Annotated in this window: 18 protein-coding genes and 1 tRNA gene; 8 read left to right on the top strand and 11 right to left on the bottom strand. The window is 60.9% G+C overall.

All coding sequences use genetic code 11. From position 1 onward, the window contains the following. Positions 1–102 precede the first annotated feature (102 nt). From fliE to bamC, 5 genes are all read left to right on the top strand, one after another. Entirely contained in the window at positions 103–444 is a 342-nt protein-coding gene (gene fliE, locus ACE3PH_RS14430; protein ID WP_374320296.1) for a flagellar hook-basal body complex protein FliE, read from the top strand. Between the two features lie 60 nt (positions 445–504). After that, the gene (locus ACE3PH_RS14425) at positions 505–1,755 is read left to right on the top strand and encodes an MFS transporter (protein ID WP_374320294.1); all 1,251 of its coding nucleotides are present in this window, start codon (positions 505–507) and stop codon (positions 1,753–1,755) included. Between the two features lie 23 nt (positions 1,756–1,778). Continuing rightward, positions 1,779–1,904, top strand: coding sequence for a hypothetical protein (locus ACE3PH_RS14420; RefSeq protein ID WP_374320292.1), 126 nt, complete (start codon positions 1,779–1,781; stop codon positions 1,902–1,904). A 98-nt stretch (positions 1,905–2,002) separates the two neighbouring features. Then, the gene (gene dapA, locus ACE3PH_RS14415; RefSeq protein ID WP_374320290.1) at positions 2,003–2,884 is read left to right on the top strand and encodes a 4-hydroxy-tetrahydrodipicolinate synthase; all 882 of its coding nucleotides are present in this window, start codon (positions 2,003–2,005) and stop codon (positions 2,882–2,884) included. 88 nt (positions 2,885–2,972) lie between these two features. Continuing rightward, entirely contained in the window at positions 2,973–4,136 is a 1,164-nt protein-coding gene (gene bamC, locus ACE3PH_RS14410) for an outer membrane protein assembly factor BamC (RefSeq protein WP_374320288.1), read from the top strand. A 167-nt stretch (positions 4,137–4,303) separates the two neighbouring features. Here the strand turns inward: bamC and ACE3PH_RS14405 are convergent, their stop codons facing one another. The 3 genes from ACE3PH_RS14405 to ACE3PH_RS14395 all read right to left on the bottom strand — a co-directional run bounded on the left by ACE3PH_RS14405 (position 4,304) and on the right by ACE3PH_RS14395 (position 6,349). After that, complete coding sequence (locus ACE3PH_RS14405; protein WP_374320286.1) at positions 4,304–4,501, bottom strand: hypothetical protein; 198 nt, start codon at positions 4,499–4,501, stop codon at positions 4,304–4,306. 158 nt (positions 4,502–4,659) lie between these two features. Continuing rightward, complete coding sequence (locus tag ACE3PH_RS14400) at positions 4,660–5,187, bottom strand: hypothetical protein (protein ID WP_374320284.1); 528 nt, start codon at positions 5,185–5,187, stop codon at positions 4,660–4,662. 10 nt (positions 5,188–5,197) lie between these two features. Beyond that, positions 5,198–6,349 (bottom strand): JmjC domain-containing protein, encoded by a 1,152-nt coding sequence (locus tag ACE3PH_RS14395; protein WP_374320282.1) that lies wholly within the window; start codon positions 6,347–6,349, stop codon positions 5,198–5,200. Between the two features lie 66 nt (positions 6,350–6,415). On the opposite strand from ACE3PH_RS14395, the gene ACE3PH_RS14390 reads away from it, so the two are divergent. Further along, positions 6,416–6,940, top strand: a complete 525-nt coding sequence (locus ACE3PH_RS14390; RefSeq protein WP_374320280.1) for a peptidylprolyl isomerase — start codon at positions 6,416–6,418, stop codon at positions 6,938–6,940. Positions 6,941–6,945: 5 nt separating this feature from the next. Here the strand turns inward: ACE3PH_RS14390 and dut are convergent, their stop codons facing one another. The 5 genes from dut to alaS all read right to left on the bottom strand — a co-directional run bounded on the left by dut (position 6,946) and on the right by alaS (position 13,531). Continuing rightward, positions 6,946–7,395 (bottom strand): dUTP diphosphatase, encoded by a 450-nt coding sequence (gene dut / locus ACE3PH_RS14385; RefSeq protein ID WP_374320278.1) that lies wholly within the window; start codon positions 7,393–7,395, stop codon positions 6,946–6,948. A gap of 10 nt (positions 7,396–7,405) precedes the next feature. Next, positions 7,406–8,647 carry a bifunctional phosphopantothenoylcysteine decarboxylase/phosphopantothenate--cysteine ligase CoaBC gene (gene coaBC / locus ACE3PH_RS14380; RefSeq protein WP_374320276.1) on the bottom strand — a complete coding sequence of 414 codons (1,242 nt, stop codon included), beginning with the start codon at positions 8,645–8,647 and terminating at the stop codon, positions 7,406–7,408. 40 nt (positions 8,648–8,687) lie between these two features. Continuing rightward, positions 8,688–9,758: an AraC family transcriptional regulator ligand-binding domain-containing protein gene (locus tag ACE3PH_RS14375; RefSeq protein ID WP_374320274.1), complete on the bottom strand. Its 1,071-nt coding sequence runs from the start codon at positions 9,756–9,758 to the stop codon at positions 8,688–8,690. Positions 9,759–9,829: 71 nt separating this feature from the next. Continuing rightward, entirely contained in the window at positions 9,830–10,714 is an 885-nt protein-coding gene (locus ACE3PH_RS14370) for a metal-dependent hydrolase (RefSeq protein ID WP_374320272.1), read from the bottom strand. 189 nt (positions 10,715–10,903) lie between these two features. Then, on the bottom strand, positions 10,904–13,531 hold the full coding sequence (gene alaS, locus ACE3PH_RS14365) for an alanine--tRNA ligase (RefSeq protein WP_374320270.1): 2,628 nt from the start codon (positions 13,529–13,531) through the stop codon (positions 10,904–10,906). Positions 13,532–13,776: 245 nt separating this feature from the next. Here alaS and ACE3PH_RS14360 point away from each other — a divergent pair, with 245 nt between their 5' ends. After that, a complete protein-coding gene (locus ACE3PH_RS14360) occupies positions 13,777–14,697 on the top strand; it encodes an aspartyl/asparaginyl beta-hydroxylase domain-containing protein (RefSeq protein ID WP_374320268.1) in 921 nt (306 codons plus the stop codon). Here ACE3PH_RS14360 and ACE3PH_RS14355 read toward each other — a convergent pair. The 3 genes from ACE3PH_RS14355 to ACE3PH_RS14345 form a co-directional block, all read right to left on the bottom strand. Beyond that, positions 14,691–14,867 carry a hypothetical protein gene (locus ACE3PH_RS14355; protein ID WP_374320266.1) on the bottom strand — a complete coding sequence of 59 codons (177 nt, stop codon included), beginning with the start codon at positions 14,865–14,867 and terminating at the stop codon, positions 14,691–14,693. The genes ACE3PH_RS14360 and ACE3PH_RS14355 overlap by 7 nt on opposite strands. A gap of 169 nt (positions 14,868–15,036) precedes the next feature. Beyond that, positions 15,037–15,110: transfer RNA gene (locus ACE3PH_RS14350), tRNA-Gly, on the bottom strand. Between the two features lie 50 nt (positions 15,111–15,160). After that, on the bottom strand, positions 15,161–15,928 hold the full coding sequence (locus ACE3PH_RS14345; RefSeq protein ID WP_374320264.1) for a PEP-CTERM sorting domain-containing protein: 768 nt from the start codon (positions 15,926–15,928) through the stop codon (positions 15,161–15,163). A gap of 279 nt (positions 15,929–16,207) precedes the next feature. Here ACE3PH_RS14345 and trmB point away from each other — a divergent pair, with 279 nt between their 5' ends. Then, entirely contained in the window at positions 16,208–16,930 is a 723-nt protein-coding gene (gene trmB, locus ACE3PH_RS14340) for a tRNA (guanosine(46)-N7)-methyltransferase TrmB (protein WP_374320262.1), read from the top strand. The last annotated feature ends 29 nt before the right edge of the window (positions 16,931–16,959 follow it).

Genomic DNA, 16,959 nt, shown 5'->3' with positions numbered 1-16,959 from the left:
GCATGTGATTTGCCGACTTCTTTCCTGCATTGGGTACCCCGGGACTGCGTAGGATGCCGAACGTGGTGAACTGCATCACACCTTGTCGGAGTTATCGGCACCATGGACCTGAAACTTAAGCCTTTCGATTTCGCGCAAGCCGCCACACGGGCCGGCATGGCCGACGTCGCTCAGCGCGTTCAGGCCAAAACCGCCCTTGGCCAGACCGGCTCCGTCGACAAATCCTCGTTCCAGACCGCGTTCAGCAGCGCGCTGCAGTCCGTCAGCAAGGCACAGGATCAGGCCACCACCATGCAGCGCGAAGTCCAGTTTGACAACCCCACCGTCAGCCTGGAAGAAACCATGATCGCCATGCAGAAGGCCCAACTGGGGTTCCAATCCGTCGTCCAGGCCCGCAACAAGCTGGTTCAGGCATATACGGATATCATGAACATGCAGGTCTGAAGACCCGCCCCACTCCTCTTCCAGCCCTTGCAGGCAGCTTCTGGCTGCCTGACTCCATTCATGAATCACCCGTCACGCCTGCCGCTGGCGCAATTGCTGCTGTGCGGCGCACTGGTCGTCACCCTGTCCATGGGTATTCGCCATGGCTTCGGCCTGTGGCTGCAACCCATTGTGACGGCTCGCGGCTGGAATCGGGAAGATTTTGCACTGGCCATGGCCGTGCAGAACCTGGTCTGGGGCGCATCAGGGCCCTTCATCGGCTGGTGGGCTGACCGACAAGGCGCCTTCCGTGTGCTGGTAGCAGGCTCGCTGCTTTATGCACTGGGCTTGCTGGGCATGGCCCAATCAGCTCAATCTGCCTGGTTCATGGTCAGCACAGGCCTGACCATCGGGCTGGCACAAGCCTGCACCACCTATGCGGTGGTCTATGGCGTGCTGGGGCGACACATCGATGCACACCAGCGATCATGGGCCATGGGCCTGACCGCTGCGGCGGGCTCCTTTGGCCAGTTCCTGATGGTGCCTGTTTCCAGCCTGCTGATCAGCCACCTGGGCTGGCAGCATGCCCTCTGGACCCTGGCTGGTGCAGCCTTGCTGATCATCCCGATCGCGCGCGGCCTGCACGACGAACCCCATCGTCAGACAACTTCAATCACACCTGAGGGTCAAACCGCTCATTCAGAGCCATCCACCCGCTCGGCCTTGATGGAAGCGCTGCAACACCGCGATTACCTGCTGCTCACTGCCGGGTACTTCGTTTGTGGTTTCCAGGTCGCCTTCATTGGCGTGCACCTGCCCAGCTACCTCAAGGACCACCAGATGGCGCCGGAAATCGCCACCACGGCGCTCGCCCTGATCGGTCTGTTCAATGTGTTTGGCACCTATGCGTCGGGGGTACTGGGGCAGCGCTTGCGCAAGCCATGGATCCTCTCGGCCATCTATGCGCTGCGCGCAGTCACCATCATCCTGTTCGTCACCCAGCCCTTGAGCGCATGGAGCGTCACCCTGTTCGCGGCGGTCATGGGCACCCTCTGGCTGTCGACCGTCCCACCGACCAATGCCATCGTGGCCCAGATGCTGGGCATCCGCAATTTGTCCATGCTGGGCGGCATCGTCTTTTTCTCACACCAGATCGGGTCCTTCCTCGGCGTCTGGCTGGGTGGCCGGCTCTATGACACCACAGGCAGCTACGACGTCGTGTGGTGGGGCGCCGTGGCCTTGGGCATTGCCGCAGCACTGCTGAACCTGCCCATTCAGGAGCACCGCACGCCGCAACGACGAGCGGTCGCACCGATCGCCAAGAGCGCCTGACCCCGACACACACCGGAAACACCATGCCGACACGTCAACGATTCCTGGTTTGGGCCGTTGTGATGGTGGTGCTTGCACTGGTCTTCCTGCTGTACTTCCATCCGGAACTGGTGATTGACCTCGCCCGACAGATGTGGACCTGCACGTAAATCAACGTCAATTCAAGGCGATAGCCGCTTTTCCACGGCCCGCAGCCTTCATTCCGCCCCCTTGCTCTGGGTAGAATGTTCCGATCTAAGGAAACAACATGAAACCGATTTTTGGCAGCATCGTTGCGCTCATCACCCCGTTGCTTGAAGACGGCAGCGTCGACTACCCCCGCCTGCGTGAACTGATCGACTGGCACATCGCCGAAGGCACCAACTGCATTGGCGTGGTTGGCACCACGGGTGAGTCGCCCACCGTGTCCGTTGACGAGCACTGCGAAATCATCCGCGTGGCGGTTGAGCAAGCCGCTGGCCGCGTCCCTGTGATGGCCGGTGCGGGTGCCAACTCCACCCGTGAAGCCATTGAACTGACGGAGTTCGCCAAGAAAGTCGGCGCCGACTGCACGCTGCAGGTTGTGCCCTACTACAACAAGCCTACCCAAGAGGGCATGTACCAGCACTTCAAGGCCATTGCCGAAGCAGTGGACATCCCTATGGTGCTCTACAACGTGCCTGGCCGCACCGTGGCAGACATGCTGCCCGAAACGGCCTTGCGTCTGGCCAGCGTGCCCGGCGTGATCGGCATCAAGGAAGCCACAGGCAACATCGACCGTGCAGCCTGGCTGATCAAGCAGGCCCCCAAGGGCTTCAGCATCTTCTCGGGCGATGATCCGACCGCTTTCGCTCTGATGATGCTGGGTGGTCACGGCAACATCAGCGTGACGGCCAACGTGGCGCCGCACGACATGTCCGAGCTGTGCAAGGCGGCCATGGCCAAAGATGCACAACGCGCCGTCGCGCTGCACATGAAGTTGCTGCCGCTGCACAAGCAGCTGTTCGTCGAGCCTAACCCCATTCCCGTGAAATGGGCCCTGGCCCGCATGGGCAAGGCGGGTGGCAAGATCCGTCTGCCCCTGACCGAGCTGTCACCAGCTGGTCAGCAGGCTGTGGAAGCTGCACTGCACGAGTGCGGCATCATCTGATCCGTGTAGGATCTTGCGCGGCGCACCTCTCAGTGCGCCGCTTGAATTTCACCCTCCCGATCGGGACCCATCCCGGATGTGATTGCCCATGTTGAACAAACAACTTCCTTATCGCCCCGCTGCTCTCTGCCTGGCCTTGGCTGGCGCTCTGGCAGCGTCCGGTTGCTCCTCGATCAACGACACCCTGCAAGGCGACAAGGTTGATTACCGCGATGGCGGCAGCAAGACCGTCAAGCTGGACGTCCCTCCCGATCTCAATCAACTGACCGGACAGACCCGCTACAGCCAGGCATCCCAGCCCTCCACTGTCAGCGCCAGCCAATTGGCCACCATGGCCCCGCGTGACCCGAATGCCACCCCGGCAAGCGTCTCGACCAACCAGCTTGGCACGGTACAGCTGGAGCGCGCCGGGCAGAGCCGCTGGCTGGTAGTCGGCCTGCCACCCGAAAAGGTCTGGGATCAGGTCAAGGCGTTCTGGGAAGATCAGGGCTTCGAACTGCCGCTGCTGTCCCCCGAGGCCGGCCTGATGGAGACCAACTGGTCTGAAAACCGCGCCAAACTGCCCCAGACCGGCATCCGCAAGCTGCTGGGTACCCTCACCGATTCGCTGTACGACACAGGCGAACGCGACCAGTTCCGCACGCGAATCGAACGCACGGCCAAGGGCAGCGAGATCTACATCATTCACCGCGGTGTGATGGAGGTCTACGAAAATGATCGCAAGGATTCAACCAAGTGGGTGGGCCGCCCCGCCAGCGCCGAACTCGAAGCCGAAATGCTCACTCGCCTGATGGTGAAGCTGGGCGCCACCAAGGAGCAAGCCGCAGCAGCCAAGGCTGACACCGGTGCAGCAACAGCGACGAACTCCAACAGCTACAGCCCAGCTCGCGCCACCCTGCAAGCTGACGGCATCAGCCTGGTGGCCAATGACAGTGTGGACACAACGTGGCGCCGTGTGGGCCTGGCTCTGGACCGAGCCGGCTACACCATCGAGTCGCGTGACCGCAATCTGGGCTCCTATGAAATTCGCCTGGCCCCAGGCAATGACCCGACAGCGAAGGAGCCCGGCTTCCTCGCGCGCCTGTTCGGTGCCTCCAGCCGTCCTGGCCCCGATGCACTGGCCCGCTACCGTGTGGTCGTCTCGGCGCAAGGCATCAACAGCCTGATCAAGGTGGTCAGCAACCAGGAAGATGCTGCCAATTCGGAGCCCGTTCGCCGCATTGCCAAGCAACTGTACGAAGAGCTGAACTGAGTTTCACAGAATCGTCAAAAACAAAAGCCCTGGCAGAAATGCCAGGGCTTTTTTATTGGTCTCCAATCATTCTCGAATTAACAATATGTTTCAACGATTCTGATTGGAGCCAGCAATAAAAAAAGCCGCTCTTGCGAGCGGCTTTTACCTTGCAATCTGAAACCAGATTACTTGGAAGCAGCGTCAGAAGCAGCTTCAGAAGCAGCTTCAGGAGCCGAAGCGACTTCAGGAGCCGAAGCGACTTCAGGAGCGGAAGCGACTTCCGAAGCGGCGGAAGCGGCGTCAGCAGCAGCTTCTTCCTTCTTACCGCAAGCGGCCAGGGCCATGGCAGCGATCAGCGAAGCCAGCAGGAGCGACTTTTTCATGCTTGTGTCCTCAAAAGGGAGTGTCAAAAAAACAGTGTGTATGAACTTTGCGCAAAGCCCACTGCCTCAAAGGATATTCGAGACGGTCGGCTTGGATGTATCACAACCAGAGGTTGTTCACATACAGCCGGTGATTATACGCCCCAATCTGGTCATCATTAAAGCCCCAAAGTAGTCGATGGCATGGCCTCATGGGATCGTTGCGAAATAGCATCAAACTCCTGGCGCCAAACGGTCAAGTCGGATTTAAGTCTTGACCACACGCCTCGCCCCGTGACGGGGTCGAGCAGCTTCAAGCCCAACTGCCCCTCCAGCAACAAGGTCGGCTTCACAGCATCTGCCAGCTCTTCGACCACCACCCTGCAGGTCACCCTGTGCCCCCAGGTTGAACGCCACGCCACCCAGCGTGGATGCTTGCGTGGCAGCTCATCAAGGGTGGCCGCAATAAGGGTACATACGGGTAGCTTTGTCTGCAAAACCCATTGCTGAAATCCCTCGATCATGCTGCGCTCACCGATCGGCCAGCGCGCAAAGTCGTGGTCCATCATCAAGATGGAGGTCGGCTGGGCTGCAGCCATGGCGAGAGCGGCCCGCACCCGGTCCGTGAAGTCGGGCCAGCCGTCTATACGCCCATATTCATCCGCACCGCCACCAGAGACCACGTTATCAGTGATGTCTTCGTTCATGCGCACTCCTTCAGGCATGCGGATGCAACCACCCGTCTTCGGCCCACTGACATAGCAACTCCAGCGCATCGGCGCTGGCCTTTGATACTACCGCTGCGCTCAGCTGACGCTGGTCGGCCAGCTGTCGCATGAAGCGCGCATCGGCACCAGCAGCCAGCCACGACTCGCCATTCACATAGATGCGCTTATCGTCATACATCATGCGGGTGCGTGCATCGAGCATGACCCCCGCGCCGACAGGAAGCGGCTCACCCGGCTCAAACCACACGCGCGGCTTGGGTTCGGTCAGCACCTCCCCCAGCGCAGCCAGAATTTGCTGAGGATCACGCAGGAAGCGCTCGATGGCATCGCTGGCAAAACCCTGCAGGTCAGCCGGAATCCGCGCAGGCGTACTCGTGGCATCCTGCTTGGGGTCCTTGTAGAGGCGACGTGTTTCAGCGGGCTCGATCGCATCCACACAACGCCCCAGCACCTCCTGCGTCAGCTCGGTGGCTTCGGGTACGCGAAAGCCCACCGAACAGGTCATGCAGTCGTCGCCCTCGGCAATGCCGTCGTGTGCCCACATGGGTGGCAGATAGAGCATGTCACCTGGCTCCAGCACCCAGTCTTCTTCGGGCTCGAAATGGCTCAGCAACTTCACGGGCACATCCGGCCGAAGGCTGCCATCCTTGACCGGACCGATGCGCCAGCGACGTCGCCCATGCACCTGAATCAGGAACACATCGTACGAATCATAATGCGGCCCCACCCCGCCCTGATCGCTCGCGTAGGAAATCATCAGATCGTCCATGCGGGCATCCGGCACGAAACGGAACTGACGCAGCATGTCATGCGCGGCCGGTACGTGGAGATCAAGGCCCTGCACAAGCAGAGTCCAGGCAGGCTGTGACAGCTTGGGCAGGGACCGACGCTGAATGGGGCCATGCTTGAGGGTCCACTCGCCTGTAGCCGGCTTTTGCACCACCAGACGCGACTCGACGTCATCCTGACCCGCCAGTGCAAACAGGCTTGCCCGGTCAATCGGAGGCTGAACGCCCGGCAGAGCCTGACGAATCAAGAAAGGCTTCTTCTGCCAGTAGCGGCGCATGAATTGCCGAGGTGACAGGCCACCCAGCAGGGTCAGGGCCTGGTCCAGCGAATCGGTCTGTGCTGTTTTTTTCATCAAATTCATTCCTGCATTGTGCGTTGTAGCCTGGGGCGGGAACAGCCGTCATGAGATGATTGGAGGATGATGATTTCCTCCCCCTGCGTCGTCACCCTGGTGTGGCGACTCGAAAACGCGCAAGGCGAACTGATTGACGAACTGAACGCCCCCATGGAATTCCTGGTCGGCGGCGAAGACCTGCTCCCCAAGGTTGAAGAAGCACTTCAGGGGCAGAGTGTCGGCTTTGAGGCCCACCTGCACCTTGAGCCAGAGCACGCCTTTGGCGACTACGATGCCGATCTCGTGTTTTTCGAGACACGTGACATCTTTCCCGATGAAGTGTCTGTAGGCATGCAGTTTGAAGGCCCGCCAGAAGGTGCCACCACCCCGGATCTACCGGAAGACGCGATCTACACCGTGACCGAGGTGTATGACACCCACGTGGTACTGGATGGCAACCACCCGCTGGCTGGCATGGCCCTGCGCCTGTCCCTGAAAGTGATGGATGTGCGCGAGGCCGCTGAGGAAGAGATCGAACGCGGTTCGGTGGCGGATTCGATCTTTGCCATTACCCCGCCGGGGGCGCCGCCAGACGCCATCCTGCACTGAGCCAGTCAGGCGCGCCCGGTCGAACCGAAGCCGCCCTCGCCTCGCTCCGAGGCGTCAAAGCTGTCAACCACACGGAATTGCGCCTGCACCACGGGCACGATCACCATCTGCGCGATGCGCTCCAGTGGTTGCACGGTGAACGCAGCCTGGCCGCGGTTCCAGCAACTCACCATCAGCGGGCCCTGGTAGTCTGAATCGATCAGGCCAACCAGGTTGCCCAGCACGATGCCGTGCTTGTGTCCCAGACCGGAGCGCGGCAGCAACATGGCCGCCAAGCCCGGGTCATTGAGGTGAATGGACAAGCCGGTCGGAATCAACTGGGCCTGGCCCGGCTCGATCACCAGAGGTTCATCCAGACAGGCCCGCAAATCCAGACCGGCGCTACCGGGCGTGGCATAGGCGGGCAGGTATTCGGCCATGCGTGCATCGAGCACCTTGAGGTCGACAGTGGTCATGAGCGTTGGTTCAATCAGATTCAGGAAGATTCAGTCGGCGGGCCAATTCGGCCATGAGCTGGCGCGCCAGCACCAGCTTGTCGGCGGTGCTGCCATCGGGCGGCAGCTGCCATTGATCGGTTGAGTCGACCAGCAGCAAGGCATTGTCATCGCGACCGAAGGTGGCCGGCCCCAGGTTGCCGACGATCAAGGGAATGCGCTTGCGTCGCAGTTTGGCTCGCGCGTGCTCCAGCAGGTTTTCACTTTCTGCCGCAAAGCCCACGCAATACGGCGGCTGAGGCAAGGCAGCCACCGCTGCCAGGATGTCGGGGTTCTCTGTCAGCTCGAAGGACGGAGCTACTTTCTTGCCCTCCTTCTTGATCTTGTGCTGCGCCAGCGTCGCAGGGCGCCAGTCGGCCACAGCGGCCGTGGCGATGAAGATATCGCTCTCGGTGGCTGCGGGCAACACGGCATCGTGCATCTGCTGCGCAGACTGCACATTGATGCGGCGCACCACGCCACGCGGTGTGTCCAGATGCACGGGGCCCGCCACCAGGGTGACCTCCGCACCGGCCTCGGCAGCGGCACGCGCCATGGCAAAGCCCATCTTGCCGCTCGAGTGGTTGGTGATGCCACGAACCGGGTCAATGGCTTCAAAGGTGGGGCCTGCCGTGATCAGCACCCGCTGCCCTTGCAGCACCTTGGGCTGGAAGAAGGCAATCAGGTCATCCAGCAAATCAGCGGGTTCGAGCATGCGACCATCGCCCACTTCGCCACAGGCCTGCTCACCGTTGTCCGGCCCCAGAATCACCGCGCCATCCTGGATCAACTGATCCACATTGCGCTGCGTGGCCGGGTGGGACCACATTTCACGGTTCATGGCCGGCGCCACCAGCAAGGGGCACCGCTCACGTGGACGAGCCAGGCACATCAGGCTCAGCACCTCGTCGGCACGGCCTTGCGCCAGCAAGGCCATGAAGTCGGCGCTGGCTGGGGCGATCACCATGGCATCGGCCTCGCGGCTGAGGTTGATGTGCGCCATGTTGTTGGGTTCGCGGGCATCCCACTGGCTGGTCACCACGGGGTGACCCGAGAGCGCCTGCATGGTCACGGGCGTGATGAAGGCCTGCGCGCCTTCGGTCATGACAACCTGAACCGAGGCGCCGGCCTTGACAAGCAGGCGCACGAGTTCGGCAGACTTGTAACAGGCGATGCCGCCCGTCAGGCCCAGCACAATGTGTCGGCCCAGGAGATCAGTGCGTTGTGTCGACATATGGGCGGCACTCTAGCAGGAAGCAACGCCCTTGACGCCCTCAGGCCCGCCCGTTTTGATCGCGCCATACACTGGGCGTGCACCCCTCCCAGCGCTTGAAAGCCGCCGTGAAGGCCCGTCTATCCGAAAAACCCAGGCGGATGCTGATGTCGTCAATGGAGACATCGCCCTGCCCCAGCCACTGGCATGCCAGCCGATGACGCATGCGCGCCTGCACGGCCAGATAGCTCATGTCCTCATCCTTGAGGCGGCGCTGCAGCGTGCGAGGATGCAGTCCCAGGCGTTCGGCCATGTCTTCGATACCCAGCGCCAGCAGGGTCGGCTCACGGGTAATCAGTTCTTCAATTTCCGCAGCGACACCCTGCCGCCGAGCTTCCTTGCCCAGACGTTGCTCGGCCAGTGCCCGCGCCTGCTGGTGCAGTGCGGGAAAGGCGCCCTCGAGCGGCACATCGAGGATGTGTCGGTCGATCAGCAAGGCATCCACAGACGCATCAAAACGGACGGGCACGTGGAAGAACGCTTCAAACTGTGCGGCATAGACTGGCGGGGGGCCTTTGATGGTCAGGCCGCACAAGCCATCTTCAGAGCCTTGCAGGGAGCGCCCGAACTTGCGGATGGAAGCCAGCGCAGCCTCGATCACCAGATGCAGGGGTAGCCGGTAGGCCTTGGCCAGCGTGACCGGCACATCCAGGCCCACGACCACCTGGGCGATATCGCCCTCTTCCTTGACGGTCAGCGTCAGCCAGGGCAACACCACACGCCGCGCCATGTCGGCCACCCGCAGCGCTTCTCTCAAGGTCGGGCTGGTGGTCAACAGGGTTTCAAATTCGGGAAGAGACTCGAAAGCAAAGGTGTCGCCCAGCACGAAAGGAAAATGCTGACGCGGCGACATGGCCACGCATTGCTCCAGCAGCGAAATCAACTGCAGAGGTGACACGCGCACTTCTTCCAGGCGCAGCAGGTCGATCTCGATACCCGCCTCTTTCAACAGGGGCTGGACATTGAAACCGCACTTGGCCGCGGCCTTGATCCAGCTGGACAGCATGAACAAGGGAATCGGTTTGATACCCAGGGCTTCGAGCAGAGCGGTTGGAGGTAAGGACAGCACCATGAAATGAAATCGGCACACCCCGAGGAGGTGTGCCGAAGTCTAACCAACTAAGTGGCGTCAAACGCGGTGGCTTAAAGCGCCAGAGCTGCTCGCATACCCTCACTTGCCTCCACCGGATCACGGTTTCGGTTGAAAGCGGACAGCCATTCGGCATAACCGGGTTGCTCCACCTCCTGCCAGGGGTGGTAGTGGGGCTTGTAGTAAGGGAAGTAATGCTTGTACAGGGGCGCAGCAAAACCGGTCGGCTTGAACATCCAGTACAGCCCCTTGATGCGCATCTTCGCGCGTTCGCTCCGGCTGAAACCGTCCTGCTTGAGCATCTCGTTCTGGAAGAACGAGATCACATAAGGGAACATGAAGGTGGCATGAATCAATGCACCGATGCGTTTGAAGTAACCAACCTTGGCATAGTCGATCATGACGTCATAAGCAACCCCCTTGTGCTCCACCTCTTCAATGGCATGCCAGGCGTACATGGCACGCACATTGGGGTGCGCATCGCGCAGGATGTCGCGCTTGTCGAACATGGGGTGGGCACTGATGGCAGTGAAGTGCTCCAGCGCAGCGGTGATGGCCAGCGTGTACTCCCGACTGAAGCGACTGCGGTAGTTGTCAAAGAGCAGCTTGTCGAGCCAGCCCGTGAGGTAGTCCACGTCGATCCCCTGCTGACGCAGGCGGTCGTTGTACTGGTTGTGAACCATGCTGTGCTGGGCTTCCTGACGATTGAAGTCCTTGATGTCCTGCAGCAGCTTGGGGTCGGTGATGCGGTCGCGGAAATCGCGCACCGTGGTCATGAAAAACTTCTCGCCGGGAGGGAAGATCAGCGACATCGCGTCGAAGAAGCGGGTTTTGAACGGGTCGCCGCCAAACCAGTATTTGGGAATGTCGCCATCCAGGCCGAAATCCAGGCGCTCGCGCGGGATGATGGGGTGCTGCTTGTCGGTGTCGTGTGCCATCGGTGAACCTCGGTGGGCTGTTTCCACAATGACTGGCATCGTAGAAAGCACCTGCCTGATTACACAGGATGACAAATGACAGCAGGGATTCCTGCGCGACAGATCGCCCCTGGGACTTCCCCTTGTCTGGCAAGAAAAAGCCCGGATACCGTCAAGGCACCGGGCTTCGAAGCGATGAACTGAACGGGATCAGGCGCGCTCGGCTACCCAAGCCTGAACGCTGGCCAGCGCCGCCGGCAAGGCCGCAGCATCGGTGCCACCGGCCATGGCCATGTCCGGCTTGCCGCCACCCTTGCCACCCACCTGCTGAGCGACAAAGTTCACCAGCTCACCAGCCTTGACCTTGCCAATGCTGTCAGCCGTCACGCCCGCAGCCAGTTGCACCTTGCCACCGTCGACAGCAGCCAGCACGATGGCAGCGGTTTTGAGCTTGTCCTTGAGCTTGTCCATGGTCTCACGCAGGGTCTTGGCATCGGCGCCTTCCAGCGTCGCGGCCAGCACCTTCAGGCCCTTGACGTCCACGGCCTTGGCCATGAGCTCGTCGCCCTGGCTGGAAGCCAGCTTGCCCTTGAGTGCTGCGATTTCCTTTTCCAGGGCGCGGATCTGCTCCATGGCAGCGGCCACACGGGCCGGCACTTCCTGCGGCGTGGCCTTGACCAGCGCTGCCACGCCGTCCAGCGTGGTTTCCAGGTTCTGGGTGTAGGCCAGCGCGGCTTCGCCCGTGATGGCCTCCACGCGGCGAACGCCCGCAGCGACGCCGCTTTCAGCGACGATCTTGAACAGGCCGATGTCACCCGTGCGCTTGACGTGGGTGCCGCCACACAGTTCCTTCGACGAGCCGATGGTCTGCACGCGCACGGTCTCGCCGTACTTCTCGCCGAACAACATCATCGCGCCCGACTGCTGAGCGTCTTCCAGTGCCATCACCTGGGCGATCGCATCGGCATTGGCCAGGATCTCGGCGTTGACGATCTCTTCGACTTCACGGATCTGCTCGGCAGTCAGCGGTGCATTGTGCGCAAAGTCGAAACGGGTGCGGTCAGCAGTGACCTGTGAGCCCTTTTGCTGCACGTGGTCGCCCAGCACTTCGCGCAAAGCCTTGTGCATCAGGTGGGTAGCACTGTGGTTGCGCACGGTGCGGGCACGCGTTTCGGCATCAACCTTGGCGTTGATGGTGTCACCCACCTTGATGGCGCCTTCGACCACGCGACCGTGGTGACCGAACACGTCAGCCTGGATCTTCTGGGTGTCTTCCACCAGGAAGCGGCTGGTGTTGTTGCGCAGCTCGCCGCTGTCACCACACTGACCGCCGCTCTCGGCATAGAACGGGGTGTTGTCCAGCACGATGACGGCATCGTCGCCTGCGTTGGCCTGCTGCACTGGGGCGCCATCCACGTAGACGGCGGTCACCTTGGCGCCTTCGTGCGTCAAGTGCTCGTAACCGTGGAAGGTGGTGGCGGTACCGCTGTACTCGAGGCCTGCCGCCATCTTGAACTTGCCTGCCGCGCGGGCCTGCTCACGTTGACGCGCCATGGCGGCATCGAAGCCAGCCTGGTCCACCGTCACATCACGCTCGCGGCACACGTCGGCGGTCAGGTCGACCGGGAAGCCATAGGTATCGTGCAGCTTGAAGGCGGTTTCGCCATCCACCTGCTTGGTACCGGTTGCCAGAGCGCCTTCCAGGATTTCCATGCCGTGGGCAATGGTCTGGAAGAAGCGCTCTTCTTCGGTCTTGAGCACCTCGGTGATGCGCTTTTCGTTTTGGCGCAGTTCAGGGTAGGCATCGCCCATCTCGCCAGCCAGTGCGGACACCAGCGTGTGGAAGAACGGGGTGCGAGCGCCCAGTTTGTAGCCGTGACGGATGGCGCGACGGGCAATGCGGCGCAGCACGTAACCACGGCCTTCGTTGCTGGGGATCACGCCATCGGCCACCGTGAACGAGGTGGCACGGATGTGGTCGGCAATCACCTTGAGCGACGGGCTGTTGCGGTCGCAATGGCCAGCGCCAGCCGCATCCACCGCAGCCTTGGCCGCGTCGATCAGGGTCACGAAGGTATCGATCTCGTAGTTCGAGTGCACGTGCTGCAGCACAGCGGTGATGCGCTCCAGGCCCATGCCGGTGTCGACCGACGGCTTGGGCAGCGGGTGCATCACGCCGTCTTCCGTGCGGTTGAACTGCATGAACACGTTGTTCCAGATCTCGATGTAGCGGTCGCCGTCTTCATCGGGGCTGCCCGGAGGGCCGCCGGCCACGTCAGCGCCGTGGTCGTAGAAGATTTCGGTGCAGGGGCCGCAGGGGCCGGTGTCGCCCATCATCCAGAAGTTGTCGGACATGTAGCGGCCGCCCTTGTTGTCGCCGATGCGCACGATGCGCTCGGCGGGCACGCCAACCGTCTTGTTCCAGATCTCGTAGGCTTCATCGTCTTCAGAGTAGACGGTCACCCACAGTTTGTCCTTGGGCAGCTTGAAGTGCTCGGTCAGCAGTTCCCAGGCGAAAGTGATGGCGTCGTGCTTGAAGTAGTCGCCAAACGAGAAGTTGCCCAGCATCTCGAAGAAGGTATGGTGACGCGCGGTGTAGCCGACATTGTCCAGGTCGTTGTGCTTGCCGCCCGCGCGGATGCACTTCTGGGCCGTCGTGGCACGGGTATAGGGGCGCTTGTCGAAACCCAGGAAGACATCCTTGAACTGGTTCATGCCCGCGTTGGTGAACAGCAGGGTCGGGTCGTCACCGGGCACCACAGGGCTGGACGCCACGATGGTGTGACCTTTGGATTCGAAGAACTTCAGGAACGTGGAACGGATCTGGGCGGCTTTCATCCGATGTCTTTCTTTGGGGCTGAGGTGGGAGCGTGGCCATGCGGCTGCCAGCCACCGGGTTTCAGCGGAACCCTTGATTATAGATTTCCGCAAGGCCTGTTGAGATGTCCGCAAAACGCACAGAGTCACTGCCTGTTTTCGCGAATTCGTGAGCCTGCGCAACCGCAACCGCCCTCAGCCCACAGATAATCCCGAACGCTCGTTCGATGTTGGGCGGGTGCATTTGGCAAGACAGGCTCAAACCCATGGATTGGTTTCCCCACCTGGCACTCCGGCACTGGGTGCTGCTGATTTTCATCGCGTCGGCACTCCACGCCCACTTTCGCGGCAAGGTGCGATTCAAACTGTCGAAGGCGCTGATCGACTTCACTGTGCTGATCGCCCCCTTCAACTCCTTGATGGTGCTGTTTTCCAAAGTGGGCACACAACCCTACCTGGACCCCAAGAAATTCCCTGAGATGCAGATCCTGCAGGACCACTGGCAGGAAATTCGGGATGAAGCACTGAAACTCGAAGACCGGGGCAACATCAAGGCCGCGGACACGTACAACGACATTGGCTTCAACTCGTTCTTTCGAACCGGCTGGAAACGCTTTTATCTGAAGTGGTATGGCACCGACCTGCCCTCTGCACAGCAGATGTGCCCCCGCACGGTCGAGTTGCTCAAGCAGATCCCTGGGGTCAAGGCCGCCATGTTCACATCGCTGCCACCCGGCGCACGCCTGGTGCGGCACCGTGACCCCTATGCCGGCTCACTGCGCTATCACATGGGGCTGGTCACACCCAATGACGACCGCTGCTTCATTGACGTCGACGGTGAACGGCACTCATGGCGCGACGGCGAAGTGGTGATGTTTGATGAAACCTACATCCACTACGCCGAAAACACGACCGACAAGCCGCGCATCATCCTGTTTTGCGATCTGGAGCGCCCGGTCTACACGCCCGTCGTACGCTGGATCAACCACCTGTTTGCCAATGTGATCATGCCGGCATCGGCCACACAAAACGTGGAAGGCGAACGCATCGGTGCGCTCAACAAGTTCTTCTTCTATTTCTACCAACTGCGCACCAAGGCCAAGGAATTCAAGAAAACGAACCGCAAGGCCTATTACGTGGGCAAATGGGCGCTGATCATCGCTGCGCTGTGGGCTCTGTTTTATTGAGTGGTATCTGCGTCGGCGTCCTTGCGGCGCCAGAAACGCAAGCGCGGGTAGTACAAGCCGGCCACGGCCGTCAGCACCAGGAAAACCAATGCCACGGTGAGAGAGACAATCCAGAAACGGGGCTCTTCGCGCGAGACCAACCACCCTGCAATCAGGGATGGAACAAACATCACCAAACGCACCAGCCAAATCATCCTGACCTCCGAAATACAGCTAGAGGCATGGCCAAGCTCAGGCCACGAACTGAGAATGATTGTAGTTCCCGGGGGGGGACCAACGTTGTAGCCCCTGAAAGAACTTGAGCCAAGTCACTGATCAATCAATGACTTGGCTCATATCTGGAGCGGGTGATGGGAATCGAACCCACGTATCAAGCTTGGGAAGCTGGCGTTCTACCATTGAACTACACCCGCGATGGCTCGCATTGTAGCGGCGGTTTGCAGGCTAGTACGCCCGATCTGCGTCAGGCGGACAGTTTTCGGCGTGCAACCCACACCATCGCCACGAGCCCCAATGCCATCATCGGGGCGGGACCTGGCTCAGGCACGGGGATCATGGCTGCCGTGAACGCAGAGGCAGACACGGGTTTGCGCAGCGCGGCATTGATGTCGATGCTGATGGTGCCAAAGTCGATCACCGACAGCACGCCTTTGAGCGTCTTGCTCAGGTTCAAAGCCGAGGCAAACGTGTTCTGTGCCGCCGTGGTCAGGTACAAGTGGTTGAGCACCTGCGACATGTTGAGGGTCAAGCCCTGCAGGGACATGTCGAGCGTCGTGGCCTGATCAAAGCTGTAGATCGCCATCCCGGTTGTGGTGACCCCGCTGACAATGACATCAGCCAGAACCTGCTCGGTGCTGTAATCGATCTGAAAGTTGGCCAGCACCAGGTTGTTGCTGCCGCGGCTGATCTGCAGGGCTGAACCGGAGGACTCACCCGCGGTCGGGGTCAGGGCATATGGAATCAGGCTCAGATTGACACTGACTTCGGTGATCGGCAGGTCGAACGAAGGCAAGGTGCTGCCGGAAACCGCATAGGCATTGCCCAGCGCAGACATCGAGATGCCTGTGGCGCTCATTGCGTCCACCGCATCCTGCGACAGCGTCATGATGGCGTTCGCGTCCATCGCGGTCGTCGGCAAGGTCATGGACAGCGCGTGGGCAGCTGTCGCCGAGAACAAGCAGGGCACACCCAACGCTGCAGCCGCAGCCCATTTCATAACCACTCGTTTCATCTACGTCCCTCCTCACCCGAACAGCCCGGTGTCGAAACCCGAGTCACATGTTGAGATGATGCATGGACTGGAAGGACACCGATCGCTCGAAATTGCATGAAACAACAAACGTTCTCCGTTTTGACGGTGATGTGTGAATTTGTTACACCCCGACATGGGGGTGCCATTTACGGGAAGCCCCCTATCACGCGCCACAACAGCCACCCGTCGACGCTTTAGGCGACAATGGCGCCCTTCCGCGCCCCATTGCGCATTCAGCCCATCTCAAGCCCTGCGGCCATGACCAGCACGCCCTCTACGCCTGAAGACGAACAGTCCACCAACCCTGTTGTGGCCCACCCGCGCACCATCCGCAGTTTTGTGATGCGTGCAGGACGCACCACCGAGGGACAGGCACGGGCCCTGAGTGAACTCGGGCCCCAGTTCCTGCTGCCATACCGTGACCAAGCGCTGGACTACGCCGCCACATTTGGTCGTCAGGCACCGGTGGTGCTGGAGATCGGTTTTGGCATGGGGGACGCTACCGCCAAAATTGCCGAGACCCTGCCTGAGACAGACTTCATTGGCTGCGAGGTGCACGAACCGGGCGTGGGCGCCCTGCTCAAACGCATTGGCGAACAGCAGTTGAGCAACCTGCGCCTGATTCGCCACGACGCCGTGGAGGTGCTGGAGCACATGATTGCCCCGGCTTCGCTGGCAGGCGTCCACATTTTCTTTCCGGACCCCTGGCACAAGAAGCGCCACCACAAGCGCCGCCTGATTCAGCCAGCACTGGTGTCCCTGCTGTCTTCCCGTCTGATGCCTGGTGGCTACCTCCACTGCGCAACCGACTGGGAGCCTTATGCCCAGCAGATGCTGGAGGTGCTGGGCGCCGAACCCGCGCTGATCAACTCGGCAGATGGTTATGCAGACAAACCTGCTTACCGCCCCCTGACCAAGTTTGAAAACCGAGGCATTCGCCTGGGCCACGGCGTCTGGGATCTGGTGTTCAAAAAGCGCTGAGCAACATACAGAAACAATAGCGGTACAAA

It is taken from the genome of Aquabacterium sp. (assembly GCF_041909175.1).
Taxonomy (GTDB): Bacteria; Pseudomonadota; Gammaproteobacteria; order Burkholderiales; family Burkholderiaceae_C; genus Aquabacterium.
The sequence above is the reverse complement of the archived record's forward strand: the minus strand, read 5'-3'. Positions and strand labels throughout refer to the sequence as shown.

Coding starts and splice junctions, on each gene's coding strand:
- fliE (WP_374320296.1), top strand. CDS start 103: ATGGACCTGAAACTTAAGCCTTTCGATTTCGCGCAAGCCGCCACACGG.
- ACE3PH_RS14425 (WP_374320294.1), top strand. CDS start 505: ATGAATCACCCGTCACGCCTGCCGCTGGCGCAATTGCTGCTGTGCGGC.
- ACE3PH_RS14420 (WP_374320292.1), top strand. CDS start 1,779: ATGCCGACACGTCAACGATTCCTGGTTTGGGCCGTTGTGATGGTGGTG.
- dapA (WP_374320290.1), top strand. CDS start 2,003: ATGAAACCGATTTTTGGCAGCATCGTTGCGCTCATCACCCCGTTGCTT.
- bamC (WP_374320288.1), top strand. CDS start 2,973: ATGTTGAACAAACAACTTCCTTATCGCCCCGCTGCTCTCTGCCTGGCC.
- ACE3PH_RS14405 (WP_374320286.1), bottom strand. CDS start 4,501: ATGAAAAAGTCGCTCCTGCTGGCTTCGCTGATCGCTGCCATGGCCCTG.
- ACE3PH_RS14400 (WP_374320284.1), bottom strand. CDS start 5,187: ATGAACGAAGACATCACTGATAACGTGGTCTCTGGTGGCGGTGCGGAT.
- ACE3PH_RS14395 (WP_374320282.1), bottom strand. CDS start 6,349: ATGAAAAAAACAGCACAGACCGATTCGCTGGACCAGGCCCTGACCCTG.
- ACE3PH_RS14390 (WP_374320280.1), top strand. CDS start 6,416: ATGATGATTTCCTCCCCCTGCGTCGTCACCCTGGTGTGGCGACTCGAA.
- dut (WP_374320278.1), bottom strand. CDS start 7,395: ATGACCACTGTCGACCTCAAGGTGCTCGATGCACGCATGGCCGAATAC.
- coaBC (WP_374320276.1), bottom strand. CDS start 8,647: ATGTCGACACAACGCACTGATCTCCTGGGCCGACACATTGTGCTGGGC.
- ACE3PH_RS14375 (WP_374320274.1), bottom strand. CDS start 9,758: ATGGTGCTGTCCTTACCTCCAACCGCTCTGCTCGAAGCCCTGGGTATC.
- ACE3PH_RS14370 (WP_374320272.1), bottom strand. CDS start 10,714: ATGGCACACGACACCGACAAGCAGCACCCCATCATCCCGCGCGAGCGC.
- alaS (WP_374320270.1), bottom strand. CDS start 13,531: ATGAAAGCCGCCCAGATCCGTTCCACGTTCCTGAAGTTCTTCGAATCC.
- ACE3PH_RS14360 (WP_374320268.1), top strand. CDS start 13,777: ATGGATTGGTTTCCCCACCTGGCACTCCGGCACTGGGTGCTGCTGATT.
- ACE3PH_RS14355 (WP_374320266.1), bottom strand. CDS start 14,867: ATGTTTGTTCCATCCCTGATTGCAGGGTGGTTGGTCTCGCGCGAAGAG.
- ACE3PH_RS14345 (WP_374320264.1), bottom strand. CDS start 15,928: ATGAAACGAGTGGTTATGAAATGGGCTGCGGCTGCAGCGTTGGGTGTG.
- trmB (WP_374320262.1), top strand. CDS start 16,208: ATGACCAGCACGCCCTCTACGCCTGAAGACGAACAGTCCACCAACCCT.